At 68.1% G+C, this 25365-nt stretch carries 20 protein-coding genes and 1 tRNA gene; 12 read left to right on the top strand and 9 right to left on the bottom strand.

The window, feature by feature from the left end:
* Positions 1-114: 114 nt before the first annotated feature.
* Together panE and LRM18_RS13265 are read left to right on the top strand one after the other, a co-directional pair.
* The gene (gene panE / locus LRM18_RS13270) at positions 115-1053 is read left to right on the top strand and encodes a 2-dehydropantoate 2-reductase (protein WP_270954801.1); all 939 of its coding nucleotides are present in this window, start codon (positions 115-117) and stop codon (positions 1051-1053) included.
* Positions 1050-1934, top strand: coding sequence for an NAD-dependent epimerase/dehydratase family protein (locus tag LRM18_RS13265; protein WP_270954800.1), 885 nt, complete (start codon positions 1050-1052; stop codon positions 1932-1934). The genes panE and LRM18_RS13265 overlap by 4 nt, the downstream gene beginning before the upstream one ends.
* A gap of 56 nt (positions 1935-1990) precedes the next feature.
* Here LRM18_RS13265 and LRM18_RS13260 read toward each other — a convergent pair whose 3' ends face one another.
* Together LRM18_RS13260 and LRM18_RS13255 are read right to left on the bottom strand one after the other, a co-directional pair.
* A complete protein-coding gene (locus LRM18_RS13260; protein ID WP_270954799.1) occupies positions 1991-2788 on the bottom strand; it encodes a TatD family hydrolase in 798 nt (265 codons plus the stop codon).
* A 61-nt stretch (positions 2789-2849) separates the two neighbouring features.
* Positions 2850-3236 carry a hypothetical protein gene (locus tag LRM18_RS13255; RefSeq protein ID WP_123959211.1) on the bottom strand — a complete coding sequence of 129 codons (387 nt, stop codon included), beginning with the start codon at positions 3234-3236 and terminating at the stop codon, positions 2850-2852.
* A 175-nt stretch (positions 3237-3411) separates the two neighbouring features.
* On the opposite strand from LRM18_RS13255, the gene hrpB reads away from it, so the two are divergent.
* Both hrpB and LRM18_RS13245 read left to right on the top strand, forming a co-directional pair.
* Positions 3412-5916, top strand: coding sequence for an ATP-dependent helicase HrpB (hrpB, locus tag LRM18_RS13250; protein WP_270954798.1), 2505 nt, complete (start codon positions 3412-3414; stop codon positions 5914-5916).
* 200 nt (positions 5917-6116) lie between these two features.
* On the top strand, positions 6117-6506 hold the full coding sequence (locus LRM18_RS13245) for a hypothetical protein (RefSeq protein ID WP_049459858.1): 390 nt from the start codon (positions 6117-6119) through the stop codon (positions 6504-6506).
* Positions 6507-6600: 94 nt separating this feature from the next.
* On the opposite strand, the gene LRM18_RS13240 is transcribed toward LRM18_RS13245, so the two are convergent.
* Both LRM18_RS13240 and LRM18_RS13235 read right to left on the bottom strand, forming a co-directional pair.
* On the bottom strand, positions 6601-7140 hold the full coding sequence (locus LRM18_RS13240; protein WP_049470775.1) for a pseudouridine synthase: 540 nt from the start codon (positions 7138-7140) through the stop codon (positions 6601-6603).
* 226 nt (positions 7141-7366) lie between these two features.
* On the bottom strand, positions 7367-8224 hold the full coding sequence (locus LRM18_RS13235) for a methyltransferase (RefSeq protein ID WP_270954797.1): 858 nt from the start codon (positions 8222-8224) through the stop codon (positions 7367-7369).
* Positions 8225-8393: 169 nt separating this feature from the next.
* Between LRM18_RS13235 and LRM18_RS13230 the strand changes: the two genes are divergently transcribed.
* The 4 genes from LRM18_RS13230 to LRM18_RS13215 all read left to right on the top strand — a co-directional run bounded on the left by LRM18_RS13230 (position 8394) and on the right by LRM18_RS13215 (position 12898).
* A complete protein-coding gene (locus tag LRM18_RS13230) occupies positions 8394-9350 on the top strand; it encodes an aldo/keto reductase (protein ID WP_049470769.1) in 957 nt (318 codons plus the stop codon).
* A gap of 717 nt (positions 9351-10067) precedes the next feature.
* Positions 10068-10140, top strand: a tRNA-Gln gene (locus LRM18_RS13225).
* Positions 10141-10496: 356 nt separating this feature from the next.
* Positions 10497-11621, top strand: coding sequence for a slipin family protein (locus tag LRM18_RS13220; RefSeq protein ID WP_270954796.1), 1125 nt, complete (start codon positions 10497-10499; stop codon positions 11619-11621).
* Positions 11622-11677: 56 nt separating this feature from the next.
* Positions 11678-12898, top strand: coding sequence for an RtcB family protein (locus tag LRM18_RS13215; RefSeq protein ID WP_270954795.1), 1221 nt, complete (start codon positions 11678-11680; stop codon positions 12896-12898).
* Between the two features lie 95 nt (positions 12899-12993).
* On the opposite strand, the gene LRM18_RS13210 is transcribed toward LRM18_RS13215, so the two are convergent.
* Complete coding sequence (locus tag LRM18_RS13210; protein WP_053505461.1) at positions 12994-13899, bottom strand: NAD(P)/FAD-dependent oxidoreductase; 906 nt, start codon at positions 13897-13899, stop codon at positions 12994-12996.
* Complete coding sequence (locus tag LRM18_RS13205) at positions 13889-14344, bottom strand: Rrf2 family transcriptional regulator (protein WP_270954794.1); 456 nt, start codon at positions 14342-14344, stop codon at positions 13889-13891. The genes LRM18_RS13210 and LRM18_RS13205 overlap by 11 nt, the downstream gene beginning before the upstream one ends.
* Positions 14345-14527: 183 nt before the next feature.
* Here LRM18_RS13205 and LRM18_RS13200 point away from each other — a divergent pair, with 183 nt between their 5' ends.
* The gene (locus LRM18_RS13200) at positions 14528-16648 is read left to right on the top strand and encodes a methyl-accepting chemotaxis protein (protein ID WP_270954793.1); all 2121 of its coding nucleotides are present in this window, start codon (positions 14528-14530) and stop codon (positions 16646-16648) included.
* Positions 16649-16871: 223 nt separating this feature from the next.
* Complete coding sequence (dkgB, locus tag LRM18_RS13195) at positions 16872-17681, top strand: 2,5-didehydrogluconate reductase DkgB (protein WP_049459848.1); 810 nt, start codon at positions 16872-16874, stop codon at positions 17679-17681.
* A gap of 114 nt (positions 17682-17795) precedes the next feature.
* Here dkgB and LRM18_RS13190 read toward each other — a convergent pair whose 3' ends face one another.
* Complete coding sequence (locus LRM18_RS13190) at positions 17796-18503, bottom strand: alpha/beta hydrolase (RefSeq protein ID WP_270954792.1); 708 nt, start codon at positions 18501-18503, stop codon at positions 17796-17798.
* A 98-nt stretch (positions 18504-18601) separates the two neighbouring features.
* Here LRM18_RS13190 and LRM18_RS13185 point away from each other — a divergent pair, with 98 nt between their 5' ends.
* Positions 18602-18982 carry a YbjQ family protein gene (locus tag LRM18_RS13185; RefSeq protein WP_049470734.1) on the top strand — a complete coding sequence of 127 codons (381 nt, stop codon included), beginning with the start codon at positions 18602-18604 and terminating at the stop codon, positions 18980-18982.
* Between the two features lie 73 nt (positions 18983-19055).
* Here the strand turns inward: LRM18_RS13185 and LRM18_RS13180 are convergent, their stop codons facing one another.
* Both LRM18_RS13180 and mgtE read right to left on the bottom strand, forming a co-directional pair.
* On the bottom strand, positions 19056-21776 hold the full coding sequence (locus LRM18_RS13180; RefSeq protein WP_074725682.1) for a bifunctional acetate--CoA ligase family protein/GNAT family N-acetyltransferase: 2721 nt from the start codon (positions 21774-21776) through the stop codon (positions 19056-19058).
* Between the two features lie 85 nt (positions 21777-21861).
* On the bottom strand, positions 21862-23232 hold the full coding sequence (gene mgtE / locus LRM18_RS13175; protein ID WP_182068605.1) for a magnesium transporter: 1371 nt from the start codon (positions 23230-23232) through the stop codon (positions 21862-21864).
* 342 nt (positions 23233-23574) lie between these two features.
* Here mgtE and LRM18_RS13170 point away from each other — a divergent pair, with 342 nt between their 5' ends.
* Positions 23575-25353, top strand: coding sequence for a monovalent cation:proton antiporter-2 (CPA2) family protein (locus LRM18_RS13170; RefSeq protein WP_049459610.1), 1779 nt, complete (start codon positions 23575-23577; stop codon positions 25351-25353).
* Positions 25354-25365 lie beyond the last annotated feature (12 nt).

Here is a 25365-nt window from a genome sequence, read left to right as displayed (position 1 = left end):
ACGCCATGCGCGGATGCAGCAGCCTGTAGAGCCGAGCCTGTGCTCGGCTCTTTTTTGCCTGCAATCTCCGGCACAATCGCAGTTCTGATTCCCCCAGAACACGGTGAACGTGCAATGCGCATCCTGATCCTCGGCGCCGGCGGTACCGGCGGATACTTCGGTGGTCGCCTGGCCCAGGCCGGCGTCGATGTCACCTTCCTGGTGCGCCCGGCACGCGCCGCACAGCTGGACCGCGACGGCCTGGTCATCCGCAGCCCGCTGGGCGATGCCCGCTTCCCGGTGCAGCACGTCACCGCCGATGCGCTGCCCGCGCTCGCTGCGGAGACACCGTTCGATCTGGTCATCCTCAGCTGCAAGGCCTACGACCTGGACAGCTCCATTGACGCCATTGCCCCGGCCGTTGGCGCGGGCACCACGGTGCTGCCGATCCTCAATGGCCTGCATCACTACCACGCGCTGGACGCGCGCTTCGGCCGCGAGGCCGTGCTCGGCGGCCTGTGCTTCATCAGCGCCACCAAGGCACCCGATGGCGCGGTGCTGCACCTGGGCAAACCGGCCAAGCTGACGTTCGGCGAGCGTGATGGCGATGCGGATTCCGCGCGCGTGCGCGCCTTCGCTGCGGTCTGCGCGAAGGCCAACCTGGACCACGTGGCCAGCGACCGCATCGGCCAGGAACAGTGGATCAAGTACACCTTCCTGACCGCGCTGGCGGCGGCAACCTGCCTGCTGCGTGCCGACATCGGCACCATCGTTGCCACCGATGATGGCCAGGCCATCGTGCGCGGCCTGTACGACGAATGCCTGGCCGTTGCCGAAGCCGCCGGCGAACCGATTCCCGAGGCCGCGCAGGACACCGCGCGCGGCACCCTGACCCAGGCCGGCTCGGCACTGAAGGCATCGATGCTGCGTGACCTGGAAGCGGGCCAGCAGGTGGAGGCCGAGCAGATCGTCGGCGACATGCTGGCGCGTGCGCGCAAGGCCGACCAGGAAGCGCTGCTGCTGCAGGTGGCCTACAGCAGCCTGCAGGCCTACCAGGCGTTGCGCGGCGCGTGAGCCTCAGCCCGCAGGCGAGCGCGCTGCCGGGACGGGTGCTGATCCTCGGCCTGGGCTGGAGCGGACGCGTGCTGGCCGCGCAGCTACAGGCGCGCGGCGTGCAGGTTGCCGGGACAGTACGTGATCCGGCAGCGTCGCCCGACGATGGCCTGCGTCGGTACCCGCTGCAGGCCGGTACCCCGCCTGCGCCCGGCCTGCTCGAGGAGATCGCGCACGCCGAGGCCGTACTGTGCAGCGTACCGCCCGATGCCGAGGGTGACCCGGCGCTGCGCATGCTGCTGCCGGCGCTGCACGCCAGCCCGGCCTTGCGCTGGGTCGGCTATCTGTCATCGACCTCGGTGTATGCCGACCGTGCCGGCGGCTGGATCGACGAATCCAGCGTGGCGGACGCCACTGAAGCCGTCGGCGTGCAGCGCCGGCTCGCGGAAGCCCAGTGGCGTGCGCTGGCCGAGCAACGCGGCATTGCCTCTGCGGTACTGCGCCTGCCCGGCCTTTACGGACCGGGTCGCAATGCGCTGCTGCAGCTGGCGCAGGGGCGTGCACGCCACGTGGTGCGCCCTGGCCTGGTGTTCAACCGCCTGCACGTGCATGATCTGACCGCGGTGATCATCGCGGCGATGCAGCGACCGGTCGCGCAGGGGATGTACCTGCCCAGCGATGACGAGCCAGCACCGCCGCAGGACGTGCTGGCCTTCGCCGCGCAGCTGGGGGGATTTGCGATGCCACCCGCCGTGGCCTGGGATGACCCGGCGCTGAGCCCGGCCCTGCGGCGCTTCTACCAGAGCAGCAAGCGCATCAACAGTCGCGGCACGCGTGCCGCGCTGGGGTGGCAGCCGCGATTCCCCAGCTACCGTGAGGGCCTGCGCGACCTGCTCCGGTAGTGCCGGCCGCTGGCCGGCAATCAGGATGTGCTGCCGGCCAGCGGCCGGCACTACCATCAAGCCGCGTCGGGCAGGCGGAAGAACGCACGCGTGGCGGCAGTGGCATTGGCCGCAGTCACGGCCACGTCCTCGCCCCGGTCACGGGCCAGTTCTTCCACGATGTGCGAGAGGAACATCGGTTCATTGCGGCGGTCCTTCGGCATCGGCTTCAGCGTGCGCGGCAGCAGGTACGGCGCATCGGTCTCGATCATCAGGCGGTTGGCCGGGATGTTCTTCACCAGTTCGCGCAGGTGCGCGCCGCGGCGCTCGTCACACAGCCAGCCGGTGATGCCGATGTACCAGTCCTGGTCCAGGTAGTCGAACAGCTCATCGCGTTCGCCGGTGAAGCAATGCACCACCGCCGGGCCGATGCGCCCTTCAAAGTTCTTCATCTGCGACATGAAATCGGCGTGCGCGTCGCGCTGGTGCAGGAACAGGGGCTTGCCGTTGTCTGCCGCCAGCTGCAGCTGGCGCTCGAACGCACGGTGCTGGGCCGGACGCGGCGAGAAATCACGGAAGTAGTCCAGCCCGCACTCGCCTACCGCCACCACTTCGGGGTGGGCATGCAGCGCGCGCATTTCAGCATCGCATTCCTCGGTGTATTCCACCGCGTGGTGCGGGTGCACGCCGGCAGTGGCGTACAGGAAGCCCGGATGCTGCTGCGCCAGCTGCAGGGCCAGCGGCGAGTGCTCGCGGCTGGCGCCGGTGATGACCATCTGCACCACGCCGGCCTGGCGCGCGCGGTCCAGCACGGCGTCGCGGTCGCGGTCGAAGGAGTCGTGGGTCAGGTTGGCGCCGATATCGATCAGGTGCATGGGGGGCTACTGGGCAGTATTCGTGCACATTGTAGCCCCCGCCTCGGCAGTGATCGGCGGGTCAATGCGTGTGGCGGTCGTGGCGCTCCCAGCGCTCCGGCAAGTTGAGCGCAGCGCAGGGCTCGCACACCAGGTCGCCATTTCGTTGGCGGATGAACCGCATCCCTGCGTCGGGGCGTGCTGCGCAGGACTGGCGCGATCCACCTCCGACCAACAGCCGGAAGCCGTCTGGATTGTGGCACACGGTCAAGGTATTGAAGGTCGGCCCCATCCTGCTGCGCGCGAACTGGGCGAAGAAGATGAAAGCCTGGTCGCCGGAGATTTCCAGCGAAGGAAAGTCCGGCGAACGCAGAATGCCCTGTTCATAGGCACGCCGGATCGACAGTTCATCGCTCATGCCCTGCGGCAGGTAGCGCTGCTGAACGTCCGCACCCAGCAGACGCGCCATCGGGTGGGCTGTGTCGGACGGCGCGGCGCTGGCACTGTTGCACGTAGGCAGCAGCAGGAGTGAGGCAAGCAGGAGGCTGGGACGCATGGGCAGGCCGGAGGCAGGGCGCGTTACCAGAACACCCCGACCTTGCGGGGTCAAGCCACGTCGGCGCCGGGACGTTTATCCTTGGAACATGAAACCGCCTGTTTTCCCGATCTCCGCGCTGATTCCGCAGGTCCTGGACGTACTTCGACAGCACTCTCGATTGGTGCTGGAAGCGCCACCTGGCGCCGGCAAGACCACCCAGGTGCCACTGGCGCTGCTCGATGCACCGTGGCTGCAGGGGCGGAAGATCATCCTGCTGGAGCCGCGCCGGGTCGCTGCACGCAGTGCCGCGCTGTTCATGGCGCGACAGCTCGGCGAGGACGTCGGCGCCACGGTCGGCTACCGAATCCGCTTCGAGAACAGGATCTCGGCACGCACGCGCATCGAAGTCGTCACCGAAGGCATCCTGACCCGCATGCTGCAGGACGACCCGATGCTGGAAGAGGTCGGTGCGATCCTGTTCGACGAGTTCCACGAGCGCCACCTCAGTGGCGACCTCGGGCTGGCGCTGGCGCTGGACGTGCAGGCGCAGCTGCGTGACGACCTGCGCCTGGTGGTGATGTCGGCCACGCTGGACGGCGAGCGGCTGGCACGCTTCCTCGATGCACCGCGGTTGAGCAGCGAGGGCCGCAGTTATCCGGTGGCGATCAGCCACTTCCCGGCGCGCCGCGATGAAGCCCTGGAACTGCAGGTGCGCCGCGCCGTACAGCAGGCGCTGGCCGAGCATCCCGGTGACCTGCTGGTGTTCCTGCCCGGCCAGCGCGAGATCGCGCGGGTGCAAGCGGGCCTGCAGGAATCGCTGGATGCCGGCGTGGAGGTGCTGTCCCTGCACGGTGAACTGCCGGTGGAACAGCAGGCGCGCGTACTGCAGGCGGCCAGCGATGGGCGCCGCCGCGTGGTGCTGGCCACCAACGTCGCCGAGTCGTCGGTGACGCTGCCCGGCGTGCGCGTGGTGATCGACAGTGGCCAGGCGCGCGAGCCGCGCTACGACCCCAACAGCGGCTTCACCCGGCTGGACGTGGTGGCCATCGCACAGGCCTCGGCGGACCAGCGCGCGGGCCGTGCCGGCCGCGTGGCCGAAGGCGTGGCTTGGCGGTTGTGGCCGCAGTCGCAGCGGCTGGAGCCGCAACGCCGCGCCGAGATCGACCAGGTGGAACTGGCCGGACTGGTGCTGGAACTGGCCGCCTGGGGCAGCACTGACCTGCGCTTCCTCGATCCGCCACCTGCCGGCCCGATGGGCGCGGCGCGCGAACTGCTGCAGCGGCTGGGCGCGCTGTCCAGCAGTGGCGCGATCACCGCACTCGGCCGGCGCGTGCTGGCGCTGGGCACGCATCCACGGATGGCGGCAATGCTGCTGGCAGCGCCCGATGCACGTGCGCAGGCCCTGGCCGCCGATCTGGCCGCCCTGCTGGAAGCGCGCGACCCGCTGCGCCAGGGCGGTGACGCGCTGGCGGCCCGCTGGCGCGCACTGGCCGCGTTCCGTAATGGCCGCGCGCCGGTGGATGCCAATCGCAGCGGGCTGGCCGCCATCGATGCTGCCGCCAAGCAGTGGCGACGACGCCTGCGCTGCGAGACCGCGCCGCCGTCCAGCATCGAGGCGCACGAACTCGGTGACCTGCTCGCACACGCTTTCCCCGACCGGATCGGCTTCCAGCATCCCAGCGATCCCCTGCGCTACCTGCTGGCCAATGGTCGCAGTGCGCGCCTGCACGAGCTGAGCGACCTGCGTGGTGAACCGTGGCTGGTGGCCAGCGAACTGCGCTTCGAAGCGCGCGATGCGCTGCTGCTGCGTGCCGCCCCGGTGGATGAGGGTCGGCTGCGCAACGCGTGGCCGGAACGCTTCGTCACTGAAGACGTGGTGCGCTGGGACAGTGAACGCCGCGCCCTGGTGGCGCTGCGCGAGACCCGTTTCGACCGCATCGTGCTCGACAGCCGCTCCGCCGGCCGGGTCGATCCGCAGCATGCCGCGCAGGCGCTGACCGATGCGGTGGCCGAACTCGGCCTGCAGGCCCTGCCGTGGACCGAAGGCCTGCGCCAGTGGCAGGCCCGTGTCGAATCGCTTCGACGCTGGATGCCGGAACTGGATCTACCCGACTGCAGCGACGCAGCCCTGCTGGCCAACCGCGCACAGTGGCTGCAGCCCGCGTTTGCCGGCAAGAGCCGCCTGGATGCGCTGGACGAGTCCAGTTTCGGCGAGGCGCTGAAGTCACCGTTGGAGTGGTCACAACGCCAGCTGATCGAGCGTCATGCACCCACGCGCATCACCGTGCCGTCCGGACTGGAGCGGCCGATCACCTATGCGCTGGACAGCGAGCGCGGCGATCCGCTGCCGCCGGTGCTGGCGGTGAAGCTGCAGGAACTGTTCGGTCTGGCCGATACGCCGCGCATTGCCGATGGCCGCGTGCCGCTGACCCTGCACCTGCTCTCCCCCGCCGGCCGCCCGCTGCAGGTCACCCAGGATCTGCGCAACTTCTGGGAGAACACCTACGCCGAAGTAAAAAAGGAAATGAAGGGCCGCTACCCGCGCCATCCGTGGCCGGATGATCCGTGGACGGCCACGGCCACGCACCGGGCCAAGCCGCGCGGGACCTGATTGGTAGTGCCGGCCGCTGGCCGACAGCCGCGTGGCACCAGGTGAAGCGCATTGCCGGCCAGCGGCCGGCACTCCCGCCAGCGGACCCTGCCTGATCCTGAATGGCTACGCTGAAGTCACACCGCCTGCGTCCCCGACTGACATACCGTTTACGGGCAACACGCGACACTGGCCTTCGACCCGAGGCAAAGGACCCCCGCATGAGCAAGCTGACCGTGATCACCGACCGCGCTCTGGAGCGCGCCCTGGACCTGGCCCATAGTGCCGGCGACGGCCTGAAGAGCGCCGGTGGCAGCCTGCGCCATCTTGGCCCGCAGGCCAGTGACTGGATCAAGACCGGCGCGGCGCTGGGCGCCGTCAAGACCGGTGGCAAGGTCGCCACCAAGTTCGCCCGCCGCAACCCGGCCGTGACCATCGCTGCCGCTGCAGTGGGCGTCGGCCTGCTCGGCTATGCGCTGTACCGCAAGCAGCAGAAGAAGAAGGCCGCCAACGGCCACGTGGTGAATGGGCAGGCGCAGCGCATCAGCGCGCGTGACCGCCGCAACGATACCGTGGTGGACGAGCACAGCGATATCGGCAGCGACGCGTGAATCCACCGGGGTCGGATCCCTTCCGCAGGAAGGGCTCTGACCCCAGGGCAGCGCATGAGGGCCGGACGCCGCAAGGCCTCCGGCCCTTTCTGTCTCAGCCGATCTGCCGCCACTGTCCGGGCTGCAGGTCGTCCAGCCGGTAGGGTCCCATCGACACCCGCACCAGCCGGAGTGTCGGCAGGTTCACCGCCGCCGTCATCCGCCGCACCTGGCGGTTGCGCCCCTCGCGGATCGTGATCGCCAGCCAGCTGTCAGGCACGGTCTTGCGGAAGCGTACCGGCGGATCGCGCGTCCACAACGCGGGGGCCGGATCAAGGCGTTCGATCTTCGCCGGCAGGGTCGGCCCGTCATTCAGTTCCACCCCATCGCGCAACCGCTGCAACTGCTCGTCACCGGGCGTGCCTTCCACCTGCACCCAGTAGGTCTTGTCGGCCTTGTGCCGGGGGTCGGTGAGCTTGTGCGCCAGGGTGCCGTTGTCGGTCAGCAGCAGCAGGCCCTCACTGTCATGGTCCAGGCGGCCGGCGGCATACACGCGCGGCGGCAGGCCGAACCCGGCCAGGGTCGGCCGTGGCGGCACACTGCGGTCGGTGAACTGGCAGAGCACGTTGAAGGGCTTGTTGAAGGCGATCAGCATTGCGGGCACGGCAGGCGGCGGGTGCAAGCATTGTCCCATGCCGCGCGCCACGCACCGGTAGCGCCGAAGGCAGCGGCAGGAGCCGCTGCCAACATCGCGTGCGACGCTTGGAAGGTGCCGGTCCAGGACGGCCGGCATCGCCATGCTCGGCTGCTGTTGTTCCCTGTCGCGCTGCGCGCGAGGAGCCGAGCATGGGCTGGGCGCTACAGGGTCGGCGCATCCGCCCTTACGGCTTGATGAAGCGCAGGGTCATGCGGTCGCTTTCGCCGATCGCCTGGTACTTCGCATCATCGGCCTTGTCGTGCTGGTTGGTCGGCGGCAGCGTCCACACGCCGTTCGGGTGGTCCTTGGTGTCACGCGGGTTGGCGTTGACCTCGCTGCGCGCGTCCAGTTTGAAGCCGGCGGCTTCGGCCATTGCGATCACCTGCTGCTGGCCGACATAGCCGGTGTCATCGTCATCGGCCACGTCGGCCTTGGCGCGATGCTCGACCACGCCCAGCACGCCGCCCGGCTTGAGCACGTTGAAGAAGCCCTGGAACATGCCCTGCGCCTGGCCAGCCTTGCGCCAGTTGTGCACGTTGCGGAAGGTCAGCACCACATCGGCTGAATTGGCCGGGCCGAACACCGGCTTGGCCGGATCATAGGCCACCACGGCAGTCTTGCCGAACTGTGCCGGCGCGCCGGCGTACTTCTTTTCCAGGCTGTCGCGGCTGCGCTGCTGGTAGTCACGACCGCGACCCTCGGGCACCGCCATCGGATCGACCACGGCAGCCGCGTAGCGGCCCTTGTCCTGCAGCAGCGGCGCCAGGATCTCCGAATACCAGCCGTTGCCGGGCGTGATCTCGATGACGGTCTTCTCCGGCGTCACCTTGAAGAACGACAGCGTCTGCGCCGGGTGGCGGAAGCCGTCGCGCTTGACGTTGTTGGCATCACGGGTGGGTGCCTTCACCGCCGCGTCGATGGCCGGTGACACCTGGATCTTCGCCGGCGCCACCGTGGCCGGTGCGGCGAACGCAGGAACAGCGGCAATCAGGGCCGAAGCAAGCAGCAGGCGGCAACCACGCAGGGACGAAACAGGCATCATCGGAGCGACTCCAGCGGAAGATGCGGCGAGACTAGCAGCCGCGGCGCACCAGGTGTTCACAAAACGTTAGCTGCGCGCCTGACGCGGAACACTGTTTTGTGGTTGCCGCCGCAGCACGGTCACACAACGCGTTCTATTCTGGAGCACTTCCCCCAAGGAGTCCGTGCCCATGACGGCAACCCGCGAACTGGGCCGTTCCGGCCTGCATGTACGTCCGCTCGCCTTCGGTGGCAACGTGTTCGGCTGGAGCGCCGATGAGAAGGCCAGCTTCGCCCTGCTCGATGCCTTCGTTGACGCCGGTTTCAATCTGGTCGACACCGCCGATGTGTACTCGGCCTGGGTGCCGGGCAATGCCGGCGGCGAATCGGAAACGCTGATCGGCAAGTGGTTTGCCCGCAGCGGCAAGCGCGACAAGGTGGTGCTGGCGACCAAGGTGGCCAAGTGGGCCGAGCGCCCTGGCCTGACCCCGGACAACATCAATGCGGCGGTCGAGGATTCGCTGCGCCGGCTGCAGACCGACGTGATCGATCTGTACCAGGCCCACGAGGATGACGAGGCGACGCCGCTGGAAGCGACGCTGGCCGCGTTCGGCCGGCTGATCGAAGCCGGCAAGGTGCGCGCCATCGGTGCGTCCAACTACAGCGCCACGCGCCTGGCCGATGCCCTGAAGGTGTCCACCGACTACAAGTTGCCGCGTTACGAAACGCTGCAGCCGGAGTACAACCTGTATGACCGTGCCGGCTACGAAAAGGAGCTGGAACCCCTGGTGCAGCGCGAACAGATCGGCGTGATCGGCTACTACGCCCTGGCCAGCGGCTTCCTCAGCGGCAAGTACCGCACGCCGGCCGATGCAGCCAAGAGCCCGGCGCGTGGCGAGACCGTGGTGAAGCGCTATCTGAATCCGCGCGGCCTGCGCATCCTGCAGGCGCTGGACGACGTGGCCAGCAAGCACAGCGCAAGCGCTGCGCAGATCGCACTGGCATGGCAGATCGCGCGGCCGTCGGTCACCGCACCGATCGTCAGCGCCACCAGTGTCGAGCAGCTGCACGACCTGCTGGCAGCGGCCAACCTGTCACTGAGCGTGCAGGACATCGCGCAACTTGACGCCGCCAGCGCCGAAGCCTGAGACCCGGTAGTGCCGGCCGCTGGCCGGCATGACACAGTTAGGTAGTGCCGGCCGCTGGCCGGCATGAAACAGTCAGGTAGTGCCGGTCGCTGGCCGGCATCGCGCGGTAAAGAAGAAAATAATTGAACAAAATGGTTGCGCGCGACTAAATCGTGGTTTATCGTGCGCACCTCGTTTCAGCAATCACTGGAAACTTCCCTTGAACGCGCATTCCGTCGCCATCGCCAAACTGCTGCCATGCCTGCGCATGGACGTGCTGGCGCGCGCGTTCGGCAAGGAAGCCCAGCTGACAACGGCCTGATACCCGCCCTGCGGAGATCGGCCACCCCGATCTCCGAGGCCTGACGACGCCCTCGGAACGCAAGTCCCGGGGGCGTTTTCGTTTGCGTCGGCACAAGGACCCGCGATGCCAGAACTGCACCCCGCGCGGCAACCCGCCGCTCACTGACCCAGGATTTCCCCGCCCCGCAGAAGGATTTACTTCGCGCGAGTGGCGACGCCTGGACATTATCTGCATCGCTCCCAAACATTATCGCTCGCGATAATGTCGGTGGCCTGCACCCTCGATTCTCCAACGGTCCCGTTTCCACCACGGGCTGGTGCGCGCGGCGTTGCCGTGGCGTATGCCGGAGGTCGCGGACATGCCATCGCCTGGATCGCCTGCTGGAGGCAGGCGCCGGTTCGCCGGTACGCGGTTCGATTCCGCGCGGTCCCCAACTGGATAGCTCAGTAGGGTAGAGCAACGGATCCTGATTCCGTCTGTCGTGGGTTCGATTCCCACTCCAAACCACATGACCTGTCACGTCATGACTTGAAGCAACACCCGGGGCGCAAGCCCCAGCGGCCATCGTCGCCGTCCACCGCCATCGCCTTCGGGCGGGGCGTGGACGGCAGCGGACCGCACGCCGGGCCCCGGCCCGCCGCCACTGCCAGCCACGTTCCGCCCTGGTGCTGCCTGCAGGGAACGACGATGGCAGCACTGCCGGTGCACCGAAGGCTCCGCGCGCGGACCGTCCGCCGATGGCCGCCCTCTTCCGCTGCCTGCACGTGGTGTGCAGGCGGCCGCGCCACGACCTGATCGACCCGGGTCAGGGCGATTCATCCGCAACGGGTCGAACCACCAGAGCCATACAAGGAGAGACTCCCATGTTCTGGACCATCAAGGTCGTGATCGGCGACGGCGAGCGCGGCCTGGTGTATCGCAACCGTCGTTTCCAGCAGATCCTGCTGCCGGGCGTGCACCGCCTGTCGCTGTTCGGCGGCCGCCCGCAGGTAGACATCCACACCGCATCGAAGGGCGCGGCCTACACCGGCAGCGACCAGGACAGCCTGATCGAAGCGCTGGGCGCACAGCTGGACACCCACTTCGTGCTGGCCAATGTCGGCGCCACCGAGGTCGGCCTGGTGCTGCGCAATGGCCGCATCGATGAAGTCCTGCCGCCGGGCAGCCGTCGCCTGTACTGGCGCGGTTCGGTCGACACCCAGGTGCGCGTGATGGCGCTGGGTGACGAGCCGCGCATTGCGGTGGACGTGCAGCAGCGCCTGGGCCAGCTGGGTGTGCTGCCGCGTGTGGCGGTGATCAGCACCGTGCCGAGCGAGTCGGTGGGCCTGCTGTTCATCGATGGCACGCTGCGGCAGACGCTGGACGCCGGCCTGCACGCGTTCTGGAACTTCAACGGCAACGTGTCGGTGGAGCGCGTGGAACTGCGTGCACGTTCGCTGGACGTGTCCGGCCAGGAGCTGCTCAGCCGTGACAAGGTGACCCTGCGGGTGAACCTGGCCGCGACCGTGCAGGTGGTCGACCCGGTGCGTGCACACCGCACGCTCAGCAATGCCGATGAGTTCGTCTACCGGCAGCTGCAGTTCGGCCTGCGCCAGGCGATTGCCGCGCGCAGCCTGGACGAGCTGCTGGGCGACAAGGCAGCACTGGACGGTGAGATCGCCGCCCATGTGCAGGCGGCGATCGAGGGCCACGGCGTGCGCTTGCTCGGCGTCGGCATCAAGGACGTGATCCTGCCGGGCGAGATGAAGGAGATCCTCAACGGCGTGGTGCTGGCCGAAAAGCAGGCCCAGGCCAGCGTGATCCGTCGCCGCGAGGAGGCCAACGCCACGCGTTCGCAGCTCAACACCGCAAAGCTGATCGAGGACAACCCGGTGCTGATGCGCTTGAAGGAGCTGGAGGCACTGGAGAAGGTCACCGAGAAGATCGACACGCTCACCGTGTTCGGCGGCCTGGATGGCGTGCTGAAGCAGCTGGTGACGATCAGGTAGGGGGTCGCGGCGGCACAGGGACGCGCCGCCGGCCCATCAAGGACACACACGAAGACATGGACACGCAACACAACTATCAATGGCTGCACGCCGAGGGCACCACGCCGATCAAGGGCTGGGTCAATGGTGTGCCGCTGGAAGCGCAGGCGCATGAGCAGCTGCGCAACATCGCCGCGATCCCGTTCGTCGGGCCGTGGGTGGCGGTGATGCCGGACGTGCACCTGGGCAAGGGCGCGACCGTGGGCTCGGTGATCCCGACCCGCGGTGCGATCATCCCGGCCGCAGTCGGCGTCGACATCGGCTGCGGCATGGCGGCCGTACGCACCACGCTGCGCGCCAACGACCTGCCCGATGACCTGCGGCAACTGCGCAACAGCATCGAGCGCAGCATTCCGGTCGGCAATGGGCGCGGCGGCGAGCATCACCGCATGCCCGACAGCATCCACACCCGGCTGGTGCAGTCCGGGCTGGCCGCCGGCCTGGAGAAGATCAAGGACAAGCACCGCAGGATCCGCACCGACAAGCTCGACCGCCAGCTGGGTACGCTGGGTGGCGGCAACCACTTCATCGAACTGTGCCTGGACGAGGCGGATACGGTGTGGGTGATGCTGCACAGCGGGTCGCGCGGCACCGGCAACCTGATCGGTACCTACTTCATCGAGAGGGCGCGCGAGGAACTGGCCCGGCGCGTGCTCGGCTTCCACCTGCCGGACAAGGACCTGGCGTTCTTCATGGAAGGCGAGCCGCTGTTCGATGACTACGTCGAAGCCGTGTCGTGGGCGCAGGACTATGCCCGGCAGAACCGCGAGGCGATGATGTCGCGCGTGCTGGCCGAGATGCGCCACCGGTTGCCGAAGTTCCAGCTGGCAGCGATGGCGGTGAACTGCCACCACAACTACGTGCAGAAGGAAACGCACCACGGGCAGGAGCTGCTGGTGACCCGGAAGGGGGCCGTCAGTGCCCGCGAGGGTGAGCTGGGCGTCATTCCCGGCAGCATGGGCACGCGCAGCTACATCGTGCGTGGCAAGGGCAACGCAGACAGCTTCCACAGCTGCAGCCACGGTGCCGGCCGGGTGATGAGCCGTGGCGCCGCGCGCCAGCAGATCACGCTGGCCCAGCATCGCGAGGCCACGGCGCACGTGGAATGCCGCAAGGACAGCGGCGTGCTGGACGAGTCACCGGCCGCGTACAAGTCGATCGACGATGTGATGGCCGCGCAGCTGGACCTGGTCGAGGTGGTGCACACCCTGCGCCAGGTGCTGTGCGTGAAGGGGTAACCGAGCGGTGCCGGCCAAGGCCGGCCGCTACCAGAGCAGCACGTCGCGTCGGGGGTCAGATCCCTTTCTGCGAAAGGGATCTGACCCCGGCACATTCAGCGCGGCACGCTGTCTTCGGCCACCAGCGCGTGGTGCACGCCGATGCCCGCGCGCACGCCTTCGGCCATGGCCAGGGTGATGTTGCCGACCGTGGTCGCATCGCCTGCGGCGTACACGTTGGGCACCGAGGTCTGCTTCATCATGTCGACCTCGATCAGCTCGCCCAGCGGGCTCTCGGCCAATGTGCAGCCCAGTTGTTGCACCAGCGGTGTGGCCATCACCTGGGTGGCCGGCACGAACAGCGCCCGCTGGGCGATGCGGCGGCCGTCGGCCAGCTCCACCTCCAGCCAGGTCGGCTGGTCGCCCTGCACGCGCAGCACCGGTGACGTCTCGATCTGCACCCCGCGCTGCTGCATGGCGGCGCGTTCCTCATCGGTGATGTCCCGTCCCATGCTGAAGAACGTGACATTGCCCCAGTCGGCGAACAACGGTGCCTTGCTGGCGGACATCGGATGGCCACCAAGCAGGCCGATGGCGCCGCCACCCACTTCGTAACCGTGGCAGTAGGGGCAGTGCAGCACGGTGCTGCCCCAGCGCTCGGCCAGGCCCGGCAGCGCCGGCAGCTGGTCGGCGATGCCGCTGGCCAGCAGCAGCTTGCGCGCGGCCAGCACCTGGCCATCGGCGGTCCGCACTTCCACGCCCTCTGCGCTGGCGTTGGCCTGCACGGCCTCGGCATGCACCCAGCGCACCGTGGGGTAGTCCAGCAGCTGCTGGCGCGCGGTCTTCAGCAGCTCGGCACCACTGATGCCATCCAGCCCTGGCACGCCGTGCGAATGGCTGGCGAAGCGGTTGCGCGGCGAGCCGGCGTCGATGACGGTGACCGGGCGGCGGGCACGGGCCAGGATCAGACCGGCGGCAATGCCGGCGTAGCTGCCGCCGACGATGAGCACATCAGGATTCATGGTGAGCTTCCAGGGAACGGTGATGGGCGAGATGGCGGGCGAAGTCGGCGCCGAGCTGGTCCAGCGTGGTCGCCTGCAGGCGCGCCTCCAGCAACCGCTGTGCCTCGCGTGCCCCCTCCAGCAGCGCGCTGTTGACCAGCTGCTGGATCGGGCAGCCGCGGCCGGCGTCGCGGGTACCGACCTGCACCAGGGGCGGTGCGCCCACGGCCAGGTAGATGTCATGCAGGGTGATCGCCGCCGCATCGTGGGCCAGCTGGCTGCCACCCCCATGGCCGCGGGTGCTGCGTACCAGGCCGGCCTTGTGCAGCTGTGCCAGCAGGCGGCGGATCACCACCGGATGGGTCGGCAGGCAGGACGCCAGCTGGTCGGAGGTGCGTGGGCCATCCTGGCCGACCAGGTGCGCCATCACGTGCAAGGCGTCAGAGAGCGGGTTCGCGGATTTCATGTAACTAGATTAGTTACATTTATATCCCCTGTCCAGGGTCCGTATTTGTTCCATATGGACACATTTGTCCTATGAAACACTTCCTTCACATCACTAAACGAAACGCTAATGTGATGTTCGTCGCACTTCAGCGGAAGCGTAGCGGGTCGATACCGCATTGCCCCTTCCCGAGAGTGCTTCCCGATGAATGCGTCTGTCCGTGCTCCGCGCCTGCAGTCCAAGCTGCTCGGCGCGGTTTCTGTTGGCTTGGCCGTGGTCCTGCTGTGCGCGCTGGCAGGCCTGGCCTCCGCCTGGTTGAAGTTGTCCACCGAGGTCCCGCCCGAAGTCGCGCACAGCCGCGATGCCGAACGCCTGCAGCGTGAGTTCCGTGGCCAGGTGCAGGAATGGAAGAACGTGCTGCTGCGCGGGCACGACGACGCGCTGCGCCAACGCCACCTGGATGGCTTCGACAGCGAAGGCCGCCTGGTCGAGCAACTGGCCAAGGGTCTGGCCACCAGCCCGGACCCGCGCACGCGTGAGCTGGCGCAGGCGTTCGTTGGCCTGCACGCGCAGCTGCAGCAGGACTATCACGCGGCGCTGCAGGCATTTGCCGCGGCCGGCTACGATCCCGCGGCCGGCGACAACCTGGTGCGCGGCAAGGATCGCCCGGTGGCGATGGCACTGGATGCGCTGAGCACGCACGCCACGCAGGTGGCTGAAGCAGCGGTGGCGTCCCGTTCGCAGCAGGCCCGGCAGACCCTGCTGCTGTGCGCGGCACTGACCGTACTGGCCGCCGTGCTGCTGCTGATCGGCCTGGCCTGGTGGCTGCGGCGCGCAGTGGTGCAGCCGGTGCTGGCGGTGGAAGCCGCTGCACGTGCGGTGGCCGCCGGCGACCTGCAGCACGTGGTGCAGGTGCGCAGCCGCGATGAGATCGGCCGCCTCGCGCAGGCCATGCAAGCGGTGCAGTCCACCCTGCGCAGGGTACTGGATGCCCAGGCCGCGATGGCACAGGCGCACGAGGCCGGTACCATCAGCCATCGCATGGAGGCCGATGCATTTCCCGGCGCGTTCGGCACCATGGTGGCCGACTGCAACACGCTGGTCGATGCGCATATCCAGGTGAAGATGCGCGCGATCTCGATCATGGGCCGCTATGCGGTCGGCGACCTCAGCCAGGACATGGAACGCCTGCCCGGCGAGAAGGCGGTGATCACCGAAGCACTGGACATGGCCAAGCACAACCTCGGCAGGATCAATGGCGAGATCCGGCGCCTGGCCGAAGCTGCCGGCGCGGGAGACTTCAGCCAGCGTGGCGACAGCGCGCGCTTCGAGCACGACTTCCGCGCGATGGTCGATGGCCTGAACCGCCTGATGCAGACCACCGAACTGAACCTCGGCGAAGTCTCGACGATGCTGCGCGCGATCGCCGATGGCCGCCTCGGTGCACGCATGCACGGTGATTTCCAGGGTGTGTTCGCGCGTATCGCCGGCGATGCCAATACCACCGCCACGCAGCTGGCGACCATCGTCACCGACATCAAGCACGCCTCCGGCAACATCCACACCGCCGCCGCGGAGATCGCCGCCGGCAACAATGACCTGTCGCGCCGCACCGAGCAGCAGGCCGCCAACCTGGAAGAGACGGCAGCATCGATGGAGGAACTGACCTCCACTGTGCGCCAGAACGCCGAGCACGCACGCCAGGCCAACCAGCTGGCGATCGGCGCACACACGGTCGCCTCACACGGCGGCACCGTGGTCGGCCAGGTGGTGGCAACGATGGGCGCGATCGAGACCTCGTCGCGGCAGATCGCCGACATCATCAGCGTGATCGACGGCATCGCCTTCCAGACCAACATCCTGGCGCTGAATGCCGCCGTCGAAGCGGCACGGGCCGGTGAACAGGGCCGCGGCTTTGCGGTGGTCGCCAGTGAAGTGCGCACGCTGGCGCAGCGTTCGGCGGCGGCCGCCAAGGAAATCAAGTCGCTGATCGAGGCCTCGGTGGAACAGGTCGGACAGGGCGCGCAGCGCGTGCGTGAGGCCGGCGACACCATGGCCGAGATTGTCGCATCGGTGCAGCGGGTGACCGACATCATGGCTGAGATCTCCGCGGCCTCGCAGGAACAGAGCGCGGGTATCGAACAGGTCAGCCAGACCGTGGTCCAGATGGATGGCACCACCCAGCAGAATGCCGCGCTGGTGGAAGAAGCCAGCGCTGCCGCGCGCAGCCTTGAGCAACAGGCCAACCGCCTGATCGATGCGGTGGATGTGTTCGACCTGTCGACCACGGCGGCGGCGAAGGACGCGTTGGCGCGCGCGGCCTGAGCAATCTTCCGGGTTCCCCCACGTCGCGGGGATCGGTGACGCCCGACCGTGGGTCGGGCGACGGCGGGAATCGGTGCGGACCCACGGTCCGCACCCACCAGGGCCCGCGGCGGACCTGCGGTCGTATACGGCGGCGCAATGCACCGTTGCCGGCATGCACACGGCGACTGGCCTACCCTTTCGTGGACATTCCCGCCTCCCTCCCCCTCTGCTGGAGCCCCCCATGACTGTCCCCGCCTTCGGTCTCGGCACCTTCCGCCTGAAAGACCAGACCGTGATCGACTCCGTGCGCAACGCGCTGGAGGTCGGCTACCGCGCCATCGATACCGCGCAGATCTACGGCAACGAAGCCGAGGTCGGCCAGGCCATCGCCGATTCCGGCGTGCCGCGCGACGACATCTACCTGACCACCAAGGTCTGGATCACCGCGTTCAAGCGCGATGCGCTGCTGGCCAGCCTGCGCACGAGCCTGGAAAAGCTGCGCACCGAGTATGTCGACCTGGCGCTGATCCACTGGCCATCGCCGAACGACAAGGTTGACGTGCCGATGGAGGAGTACCTGTCCGCACTGGCTGAAGCCAAGGCGCAGGGCCTGACCCGCGAGATCGGCATCTCCAACTTCACCATCGCGCAGACCCGCAAGGCGATCAGCATCCTCGGCGCCGGTGCCATCGCCACCAACCAGATCGAAATCCACCCCTACCTGCAGAATCGCCTGCTGGTGAAGTTCCTGCAGGACAACGGCATCCACATCACCGCCTACATGAGCCTGGCCTATGGCGAGGTGATCAAGGACCCGGTGATCCAGGCCATCGCCGGACGCCACCAGGCCACGCCGGCGCAGGTCGCGCTGGCCTGGGCGCTGCAGCAGGGCTTCTCGGTCATTCCGTCCTCGACCAAGCGCGAGAACCTGGCCAGCAACCTTGAAGCAGCAGCGATCCGCCTGACCGACGAAGACATGGCACAGATCGCCAAGCTCGACCGCGGCCATCGCCTGGCGAACCCGGAAGGCATCGCGCCGGCCTGGGATTGAGGCAGTGTTGTTGCAGAGCCGCGCGCACGCTCGGCTGCTGCCTCGCTGGAGCCGAGCCTAACTCGGCTCCGCAGGAGGTGCCGACCAAGGCCGGCATCTACCAGAAGACGGGGATCATCCCCTGCCCTGCAGCAACCACCCACGCATTGCCGCACTGACCTCCTCCGGTTTTTCCATCGGTGCCAAGTGCCCACAATCGGGCACCACCACCAGCTGCGAGTGCGGCACCATCGCGTGCATTTCTTCGCTCACCGCCAACGGCGTGATCCGGTCATTGGCCCCGCACACGATAAGCAGCGGATCGCGGTAACCGGCCAGCACGTCGTGGCCGTCACGGCGCTCCAGTGCGCTCTGCCGCAGGAAGACGTCCGCACCGAGGCGGGCGGTCATGTCGCGCACGCGCTGCACCAGCACGTAGTCGTCCAGCCGCGACGCATCAATGTAGCTGCGCATCAGCACATCACCGAAACCATGGAACTTTCCGGGCAGGCGCACGCTGGCGCGCTGGCTGCGGCGCTGCTCGGCACGTTCCGGTGAATCGGCGTGGAGCGAGGTATCGATCAGCGCCAGCTGCAGCACGCGCTCTGGCGCAATGCGCAGGATCTGCTGGGCCACGAAGCCGCCCAGTGAGAAGCCAGCCAGCGCAAAGCGCGCCGGTGCCTGTGCGAGCACGTCCTCGGCCACCGCCTGCAGGGTCTCGCCACGGGTCTGGTCGCCGACCGTGCAGTCAGCGATGTCGGCCAGGTCAGCCAACTGCGCGCGCCACAGCTCGGCATCGTTGAGCAGGCCAGGCAGCAGGAGCAGGGGGATACGGTCGGTCATGGCAGTATTGTCGCGCCGGTGCGGTGAGGGAACCATGCCGCAACGGGCGGTTGCGTTGTAGAGTCGAGCAAGTTCGACTCTCCGATACGGACGCGACCATGGCAGACCCCTACAACAGCGGTACCCCCACCCCACCCGCGCTGCGCTTCGACGATTCGCTGGTCACCACCGCCTTCGAGCTGCCCGGCCATCGCGTCGTGCGCAACCTGGGTGTGGTGCGCGGCATCACCGTGCGCTCGCGCTCGATCGTCGGCAACTTCCTCGGCGGTATCCAGACGATCTTCGGCGGCAACATCACCATCTACACCGAGCTGTGCGAACAGGCTCGCGAGGAAACCTACCGCGACATGGTCAAGCACGCGCGGCAGCTGGGTGCCAACGCAATCATCGGCATGCGCTACGACGCCACCGATGTGATGACCGGGCTGACCGAGGTGCTGTGCTACGGCACGGCGGTGGTGGTGGAACCCACGCGTTGAAGCTGTAGAGCCGAGCCCATGCTCGGCTCAGGCGTGCCCGTATGATGCTAGGCAGCCGAGCGTGGGCTCGGCGCTACACCGGGACGTCGGGCACCTCGACCTGCTGCACCGGCAGCGTCACCACCATCACCGTCGGGTCATCCGGGTCCAGCCGGGTCTTGAAGCCCAGGCTCTGGCACATCGCCAGCATGGTGCTGTTCTCGCGCAGCACCTGGCCTTCGACCACGTCTAGCCCCAGCCACTTGGCGTACTCGATCATGATCGCCATCAGCCGCCAGCCGATGCCATGGCCCTTCAGGTCCGAGCGGATCAGGATGCCGTACTCGCCACGGTGGTAATCGGCATCGGCGTGCAGGCGCACCGCGCCGAGCATTTCGCCACTGCGCGGCTCGATCGCCACCAGCGCAATCGAGCGCGCGTAGTCGAGCTGGGTCAGGCGCGCGATGAACTCGTGGCTGAAGTGCTTCACCGACTGGAAGAAGCGCAGGCGCAGGTCTTCGTCGCTGACGCGGGCGAAGAACGCGCGGAACAGCGCATCGTCTTCCGGCCGCACCGGGCGCACGAACGCGCGGCCGCCATCGGACAATTCGATGGTGCGCTCCCACTCCTTCGGGTACGGGAACACCGAGAAGCGCGGATGGCCGCGGCCCTTGTGCAGGATGCGCGACGGCGCCACCGCCACGCGCGCGTCGAGGGCGAGGATGCCCTTGCCGTCGACCAGCAGCGGGTTGATGTCCAGCGTGCGTACTTCGGGAATGTCGGCGGCCAGCTGCGCCAGCTTGACCAGCGCCAGCGCCAGTGCGCGCTCGTCGGCGGCGGGCACATCCCCGTAGGCCTTGAGGATGCGCGAGGCGCGGGTCTGGCCGATCAGTTCATGGGCCAGGCGCAGGTCGAGCGGCGGCAGTGCCAGCGCCTTGTCGTTGATCACTTCGACCGCAGTACCGCCACGACCGACCACGATCACCGGGCCGAACGTTGCGTCATCGGCAATGCCGACGATCAGCTCACGCGCTTTCGGGCGCACGATGGTCGGCTGCACCAGCAGGCCGTCGATGCGCGCGTCCGGCCGCAACTGGCGCGCACGTGACAGGATCGCGTTGGCCGCGCTCTGCACCGCCGGCAGCGTGGACAGGTTCAGGCGCACGCCGTCCACTTCGGACTTGTGCGGAATGTCCGGCGACAGGATTTTCAGCGCTACGGACGCACCGCGTTCCAGCAGTGGCTGCGCCAGATCCATCGCTTCGTGCGCATCGCGCGCGTGCATCACCGGCGCGGACGGAATGCCGTAGGCCTTGAGCAGTTCGTGCGTGGCCAGCGGGTCCAGCCACTGCTGCCCATTGGCCAGCGCGGCATCGACCAGCGTTCGCGCGGCCGCCGCATCGACGTTGAAGTCCTGCGGCAGGCTGGGCGGCGTTTCCATCAATGCGTTCTGCGCCTCGCGGTAACGCACCAGATGCTGGAAGCCGCGTACCGCCTCGGCCTCGGTCGGATAGGTCGGCACCCGTGCCGCGTTGAGCGTGGCGGTGGCCTGGTCGTCGTTGCCCAACCACACCGCGAACACCGGCTTGTCGCGATGATGGCGCGGACGCAGGCCGAGCGTGCGGGTGAGCGCCTGCGCAGCGTCTGCAGACGACGTGAATGCGGTGGGGACGTTGACCACCATCACCGCGTCGTTCTCGTTGTCGGCCAGCAGCGCTTCGATGGCCGCGGCATAGCGCTCGCCATCGGCATCGACCACGATGTCGACCGGATTGCTGCGCGACCAGCCCTGCGGCAATACCGCATCGAGCTTCTGAACCGTGCTGTCGGACAGGGTGGCCAGCGTGCCACGCAGCGCGATCAGCTGGTCCACGGCGAGGCGGCCGACGCCGCCACCATTGCTGAGGATGGCCAGGCGGCGGCCGGGGAACGTGCCCAGCCGCCCGAGCGATTCGGCGGCGGTGAACAGCTCGTCCAGCGCGCCCACGCGCAGCAGGCCGGCGCGGTTGAAGGCGGCGCCGTACACATCATCGGCACGGGCCAGGGCCTGCACATGGGTATCGCGGCTGCCCGGCTGCACGCGCTCGGCGCGGCCCGACTTCACCACCACCACCGGCTTGGCGCGGGCGGCGGCACGCGCAGCCGACATGAACTTGCGCGCGTCCTTGATCTGCTCGACGTAGAGCAGGATGGCGCGGGTGCGGTAGTCGGTGGCGAAGTAGTCGAGCAGGTCACCGAAGTCGACGTCCATCGTGTCGCCCAGCGAGACCACCGCGGAAAACCCGACCGAGCGCGCCACGCCCCACTCCACCAGCGCGGCGGCAATGGCCGAGGATTCGGAGATCAGCGCGAGGTCGCCGGCCTGCGGGAAATGTGCGGCGATGCTGGCATTGAGCCGCGCGTGCGGCGCGATCACGCCCAGGCAATGCGGGCCGAGGATGCGCAGGCCATGCTTGCGTGCCACCGCTTCCACCTGCGCCGACAGCGAGCCGGGGCCTTCGCCCAGGTGCGCGGTCAGGATGATCGCGGCCTGCACGCCGCGCTCGGCGGCGGTGCGCACCACCTGCGGCACGATTGCCGCTGGTGCGGTGATCACCACCAGGTCAGGCACCCAGTCCAGGTCTTTCAGCCGCTTGACCGTGCGGATGCCATCGATCTCGGCGTGCCGCGGGTTGATCCACGCCACCTTGCCGGGGAAGCCGGTGCCGCGCAGGTTGCGCATCACCGCACGGCCGGCCGAGCGCTCACGCGGGCTGCCGCCGATCACCGCGACCGACTGCGGACGGAACACGGACTGCAGGTGGTAGGTACTCATGCGCCTACGGTACCCAAAAAAGGGGACGGAGGGGATTAAGTCGTTTGTGCACAAACGACTTAATCCCCTCCGTCCCCTTTTTTCGTTACAGCAGCGTGCCGTGCAGGATCAGCGCGGCGATGCTGAAATAGATCACCAGGCCGGTGACATCCACCAGGGTGGCCACGAATGGCGCCGAGGCGCTGGCCGGATCGAAACCGAGCCGCTTCAGGACGAAGGGCAGCATCGAGCCGGACAGCGAGCCGAAGGTGACGATGCCGACCAGTGCAGCGCCGATGGTGATTGCCAGCAGGATCCAGTGCTCGCCGTAATCATGCAGGCCGCCCAGCTGCCAGATCACGATGCGCACGATGGCCAGGCAGCCGAGGATCGCGCCGAGCACCATGCCGGTCGGAATCTCGCGCAGGGCCACCTTCCACCAATCGCGCAGGCGCAGCTCGCGCAGTGCCAGGCTGCGGATCAGCAGCGACGTGGCCTGCGAGCCGGAGTTGCCACCCGAGCTCATGATCAGCGGAATGAACAGGGTCAGCACCACCGCCCGCGCCAGTTCGTCCTCGTAGTGCTGCATCGCGCTGGCGGTCAGCATCTCGCCCAGGAACAGCACGCTCAGCCAACCGGCGCGCTTGCGCAGCATCTCGAAGAAGCCGATCTGCATGTACGGCTTGTCCAAGGCTTCCATGCCGCCGAACTTGTGCGCGTCCTCGGTGGATTCCTCGATCAGCGCATCGAGCACGTCGTCCACGGTGACGATGCCCAGCATCTGCTGCTGCGCATCGACCACCGGGATCGCCAGCAGGTCGTGGCGGCGGATCAGCCGCGCGACTTCCTCCTGGTCCATCAGTGCATCCACTGTCACCGGCGGATTGACCTGGGCCACGTCCAGGATCGACTCCTCCGGCAGGCCGGTGATCAGCCGGCGCATGGTCACCACCTGCTGCAGCTGCTGGCTGGCCGGGTCCAGCACGTAGATCGCGTACACCGTTTCACGCGTGCGCTCGACCTGGCGGATGTGCTGCAGGGTCTGCGCCACGGTCCAGCTGGCCGGCACCGCCACGTATTCGGTGGTCATCAGCGCGCCGGCGGTGTTCGGCGGGTAGCTCAGCAGCTTCTGGATGACCTGGCGGGCGTCGCTGCCCAGCAGCGGGATCAGCCGTGCGCGCTCTTCCTCATCCAGCTCGTGGACGATGTCGGTGGCGCGGTCATCGGCCATCAGCCCCAGCAGGGCGGCGGCGCGGGCCGGTGGCAGCGTGGCCACCAGCTCGCCGCTGCGCTGCAGCTCGGGTGCTTCCAGCATTTTCACTGCACGCGGCAACGGCAGCGCGGCCAGCGTTTCCGCGGCGCGGGTCAGCTCCAGCGTGTTGAGGAATTCCACCGCATCGGCGGTGTTGTAGTTCGCCAGTGGTGCGGCCAGGGCAGCGGCATCGGCCACCGGGCGCAGCAATTGCTTCTGGTTCATCGGTTCTGCCTTGTGGGGTGCGACCTCGCGCAACGCCAACGCAGGCAGACCGTCCCGATGTCAGGCGGTGGCCATCGCTGGCGTCGAACGAGGTCGACTTCTACTGTCGCTGGACATGGGTTGGGGACTCCGGGATGCGTGTGCCGGCGGTCGCGCCGCCAGCGGCGGGCAGTCTGGACCCGCGCGCCATGCAGGTCAACCCGCTGGCCCTGCGCCAGGCGCCGGCATGGCAGGTTGTTCTCGTGCCTGCACCGGTCGGCGCGCATAATGGGGCCGTGGCGCTCGCCACGCCTTTCCCCCGAACGGACGCACTGCGGGCTTCCCCGATGACCAGGTATTCCCATGCATAGCGGTGGTCTGGAACTGGCCCTGGTGCTGTTGCTGGCAGCGGTCATCGCCGTGCCGGTGTTCAAGAAGTTCGGCTTCGGCGCGGTGCTGGGCTATCTGGCGGCGGGCGTGGTGCTGGGCCCGGACGGGCTGGGCTTCGTGCAGGACGCCGACCGCATCCTCGGCGCGGCCGAGATCGGGGTGGTGATGCTGCTGTTCGTGATCGGCCTGGAGCTGTCGCCGGCGCGCCTGAAGGTGATGCGGCGCTCGGTGTTCGGTGCCGGTGCGGCGCAGGTGGCGCTGTCCGGGCTGGTGCTCGGTGGCCTGCTGCTGCTCGACCATTTCCAGTGGAAGAGCGCGCTGGTGGTGGGCGTGGCGCTGGCGCTGTCGTCCACCGCGGTGGGCCTGCAGCTGCTGTCCGAGCATAAGGCGATCAACAGCGACCATGGCCGGCTGGGCTTTGCCATCCTGCTGTTCCAGGACCTGATCGCGATTCCGCTGCTGGCGGCCATCCCGCTGCTGGGCGGGGTGAAGAACGAGACCCTGCGCATCGAGGATGCAATGGTGGCGCTGGGCGCGCTGGCCGTGGTGATCCTGTGCGGTCGGCCGGTCCTGCGCCGGGTATTTGGCATCATCGCGCGCACCCGCAGCCCGGAAGTGTTCACCGCCACCGCCCTGCTGGTGGTGCTGGGCACCGCCTGGTTCATGCAGGAAGCCGGCCTCAGCCCCAGCCTGGGCGCGTTCCTGGCCGGCGTGCTGCTGTCCGATTCGGAATTCCGGCATGAACTGGAAGCGCAGATCGAGCCGTTCAAGGGCCTGCTGCTGGGCCTGTTCTTCATTGCCGTGGGCATGGGCATCGACCTTGACCGCATTGCCGCCGAGCCGTGGCTGATCGCGGCCGGCGTCGCGATCCTGCTGGTGGTCAAATTCAGCCTGCTGTACGTGATCGGCCGCATCGCCCGGCTCAGCCGGCGACAGTCGCTGCTGCTGGGCAGCGTGCTGTGGCTGGGGGGCGAGTTCGCCTTCGTGGTGTTCAACGAAGCGCAGCGCGCGCACCTGCTGGGCAATGCCAACCACGACCGGCTGGTGGCCATCGTCGGCCTGTCGATGGCGATCACGCCGCTGCTGATGATCGTGCTGCTCAAGCTGCTCGGCCAGGAGAAGACCACACCGCGCGAGGCGGCCGAGGCCGACAAGGTGGCACCCGACAACCGGCCCAAGGTGCTGATCGCCGGCATGGGGCGTTTCGGCCAGGTGATCGCGCGCCTGCTGACCGCGCAGAAGGTGCCGTTCGTGGCGCTGGAGGCGAACCCGGACACCGTGGCCGACCTGCGCCGCTTCGGCAACCAGCTCTACTACGGCGATCCGACCCGGCCGGAGATGCTGCGCGCCGCCGGCGGCGAGCACATCGATGTGTTCGTGATCACCGTGGACGACCCGGAGACCAACCTGCGCGCCGTGCGCATGGTGCGCCGGCTGTACCCGGACGCAAAAGTGCTGGCGCGCGCGCGCAATCGCCAGCATGCGTGGCGCCTGATGGACATGTCGGCCGAGCCATTCCGCGAGGTGTTCGGTACCAGCCTGGAGATGAGCGGCCGCGTGTTGACCGCGCTGGGCGTGGCACCGGACGTGGCCGAGCGCCATGTGCAACGCTTCCGCGAACACGACGAACAGCTGCTGCGCGACCAGTATCTGGTGTACGACGACGAGGCGGCGGTGATCCAGACCTCGCGCGATGCACGCAATGACCTGATGCACCTGTTCGAGGCCGACGCGGAAAGCGACGACACGTAGGAGTGCCGATCG

The sequence above is a fragment of the Stenotrophomonas sp. PI_27 genome, assembly GCF_027854495.1.
Lineage (GTDB): Bacteria > Pseudomonadota > Gammaproteobacteria > Xanthomonadales > Xanthomonadaceae > Stenotrophomonas > Stenotrophomonas pavanii.
This window is presented reverse-complemented; position numbering and strand designations above follow the sequence as displayed.

What these genes read in the sequence shown, in the direction of transcription:
- LRM18_RS13170 (WP_049459610.1), top strand. Translation starts at nt 23,575, where the DNA reads ATGCATAGCGGTGGTCTGGAACTGGCCCTGGTGCTGTTGCTGGCAGCG.
- LRM18_RS13200 (WP_270954793.1), top strand. Translation starts at nt 14,528, where the DNA reads ATGAATGCGTCTGTCCGTGCTCCGCGCCTGCAGTCCAAGCTGCTCGGC.
- LRM18_RS13180 (WP_074725682.1), bottom strand. Translation starts at nt 21,776, where the DNA reads ATGAGTACCTACCACCTGCAGTCCGTGTTCCGTCCGCAGTCGGTCGCG.
- LRM18_RS13220 (WP_270954796.1), top strand. Translation starts at nt 10,497, where the DNA reads ATGTTCTGGACCATCAAGGTCGTGATCGGCGACGGCGAGCGCGGCCTG.
- LRM18_RS13260 (WP_270954799.1), bottom strand. Translation starts at nt 2,788, where the DNA reads ATGCACCTGATCGATATCGGCGCCAACCTGACCCACGACTCCTTCGAC.
- LRM18_RS13240 (WP_049470775.1), bottom strand. Translation starts at nt 7,140, where the DNA reads ATGCTGATCGCCTTCAACAAGCCCTTCAACGTGCTCTGCCAGTTCACC.
- LRM18_RS13245 (WP_049459858.1), top strand. Translation starts at nt 6,117, where the DNA reads ATGAGCAAGCTGACCGTGATCACCGACCGCGCTCTGGAGCGCGCCCTG.
- LRM18_RS13255 (WP_123959211.1), bottom strand. Translation starts at nt 3,236, where the DNA reads ATGGCGCGTCTGCTGGGTGCGGACGTTCAGCAGCGCTACCTGCCGCAG.
- LRM18_RS13205 (WP_270954794.1), bottom strand. Translation starts at nt 14,344, where the DNA reads ATGAAATCCGCGAACCCGCTCTCTGACGCCTTGCACGTGATGGCGCAC.
- LRM18_RS13215 (WP_270954795.1), top strand. Translation starts at nt 11,678, where the DNA reads ATGGACACGCAACACAACTATCAATGGCTGCACGCCGAGGGCACCACG.
- LRM18_RS13235 (WP_270954797.1), bottom strand. Translation starts at nt 8,224, where the DNA reads ATGATGCCTGTTTCGTCCCTGCGTGGTTGCCGCCTGCTGCTTGCTTCG.
- mgtE (WP_182068605.1), bottom strand. Translation starts at nt 23,232, where the DNA reads ATGAACCAGAAGCAATTGCTGCGCCCGGTGGCCGATGCCGCTGCCCTG.
- hrpB (WP_270954798.1), top strand. Translation starts at nt 3,412, where the DNA reads ATGAAACCGCCTGTTTTCCCGATCTCCGCGCTGATTCCGCAGGTCCTG.
- LRM18_RS13210 (WP_053505461.1), bottom strand. Translation starts at nt 13,899, where the DNA reads ATGAATCCTGATGTGCTCATCGTCGGCGGCAGCTACGCCGGCATTGCC.
- LRM18_RS13185 (WP_049470734.1), top strand. Translation starts at nt 18,602, where the DNA reads ATGGCAGACCCCTACAACAGCGGTACCCCCACCCCACCCGCGCTGCGC.
- LRM18_RS13230 (WP_049470769.1), top strand. Translation starts at nt 8,394, where the DNA reads ATGACGGCAACCCGCGAACTGGGCCGTTCCGGCCTGCATGTACGTCCG.
- panE (WP_270954801.1), top strand. Translation starts at nt 115, where the DNA reads ATGCGCATCCTGATCCTCGGCGCCGGCGGTACCGGCGGATACTTCGGT.
- dkgB (WP_049459848.1), top strand. Translation starts at nt 16,872, where the DNA reads ATGACTGTCCCCGCCTTCGGTCTCGGCACCTTCCGCCTGAAAGACCAG.
- LRM18_RS13190 (WP_270954792.1), bottom strand. Translation starts at nt 18,503, where the DNA reads ATGACCGACCGTATCCCCCTGCTCCTGCTGCCTGGCCTGCTCAACGAT.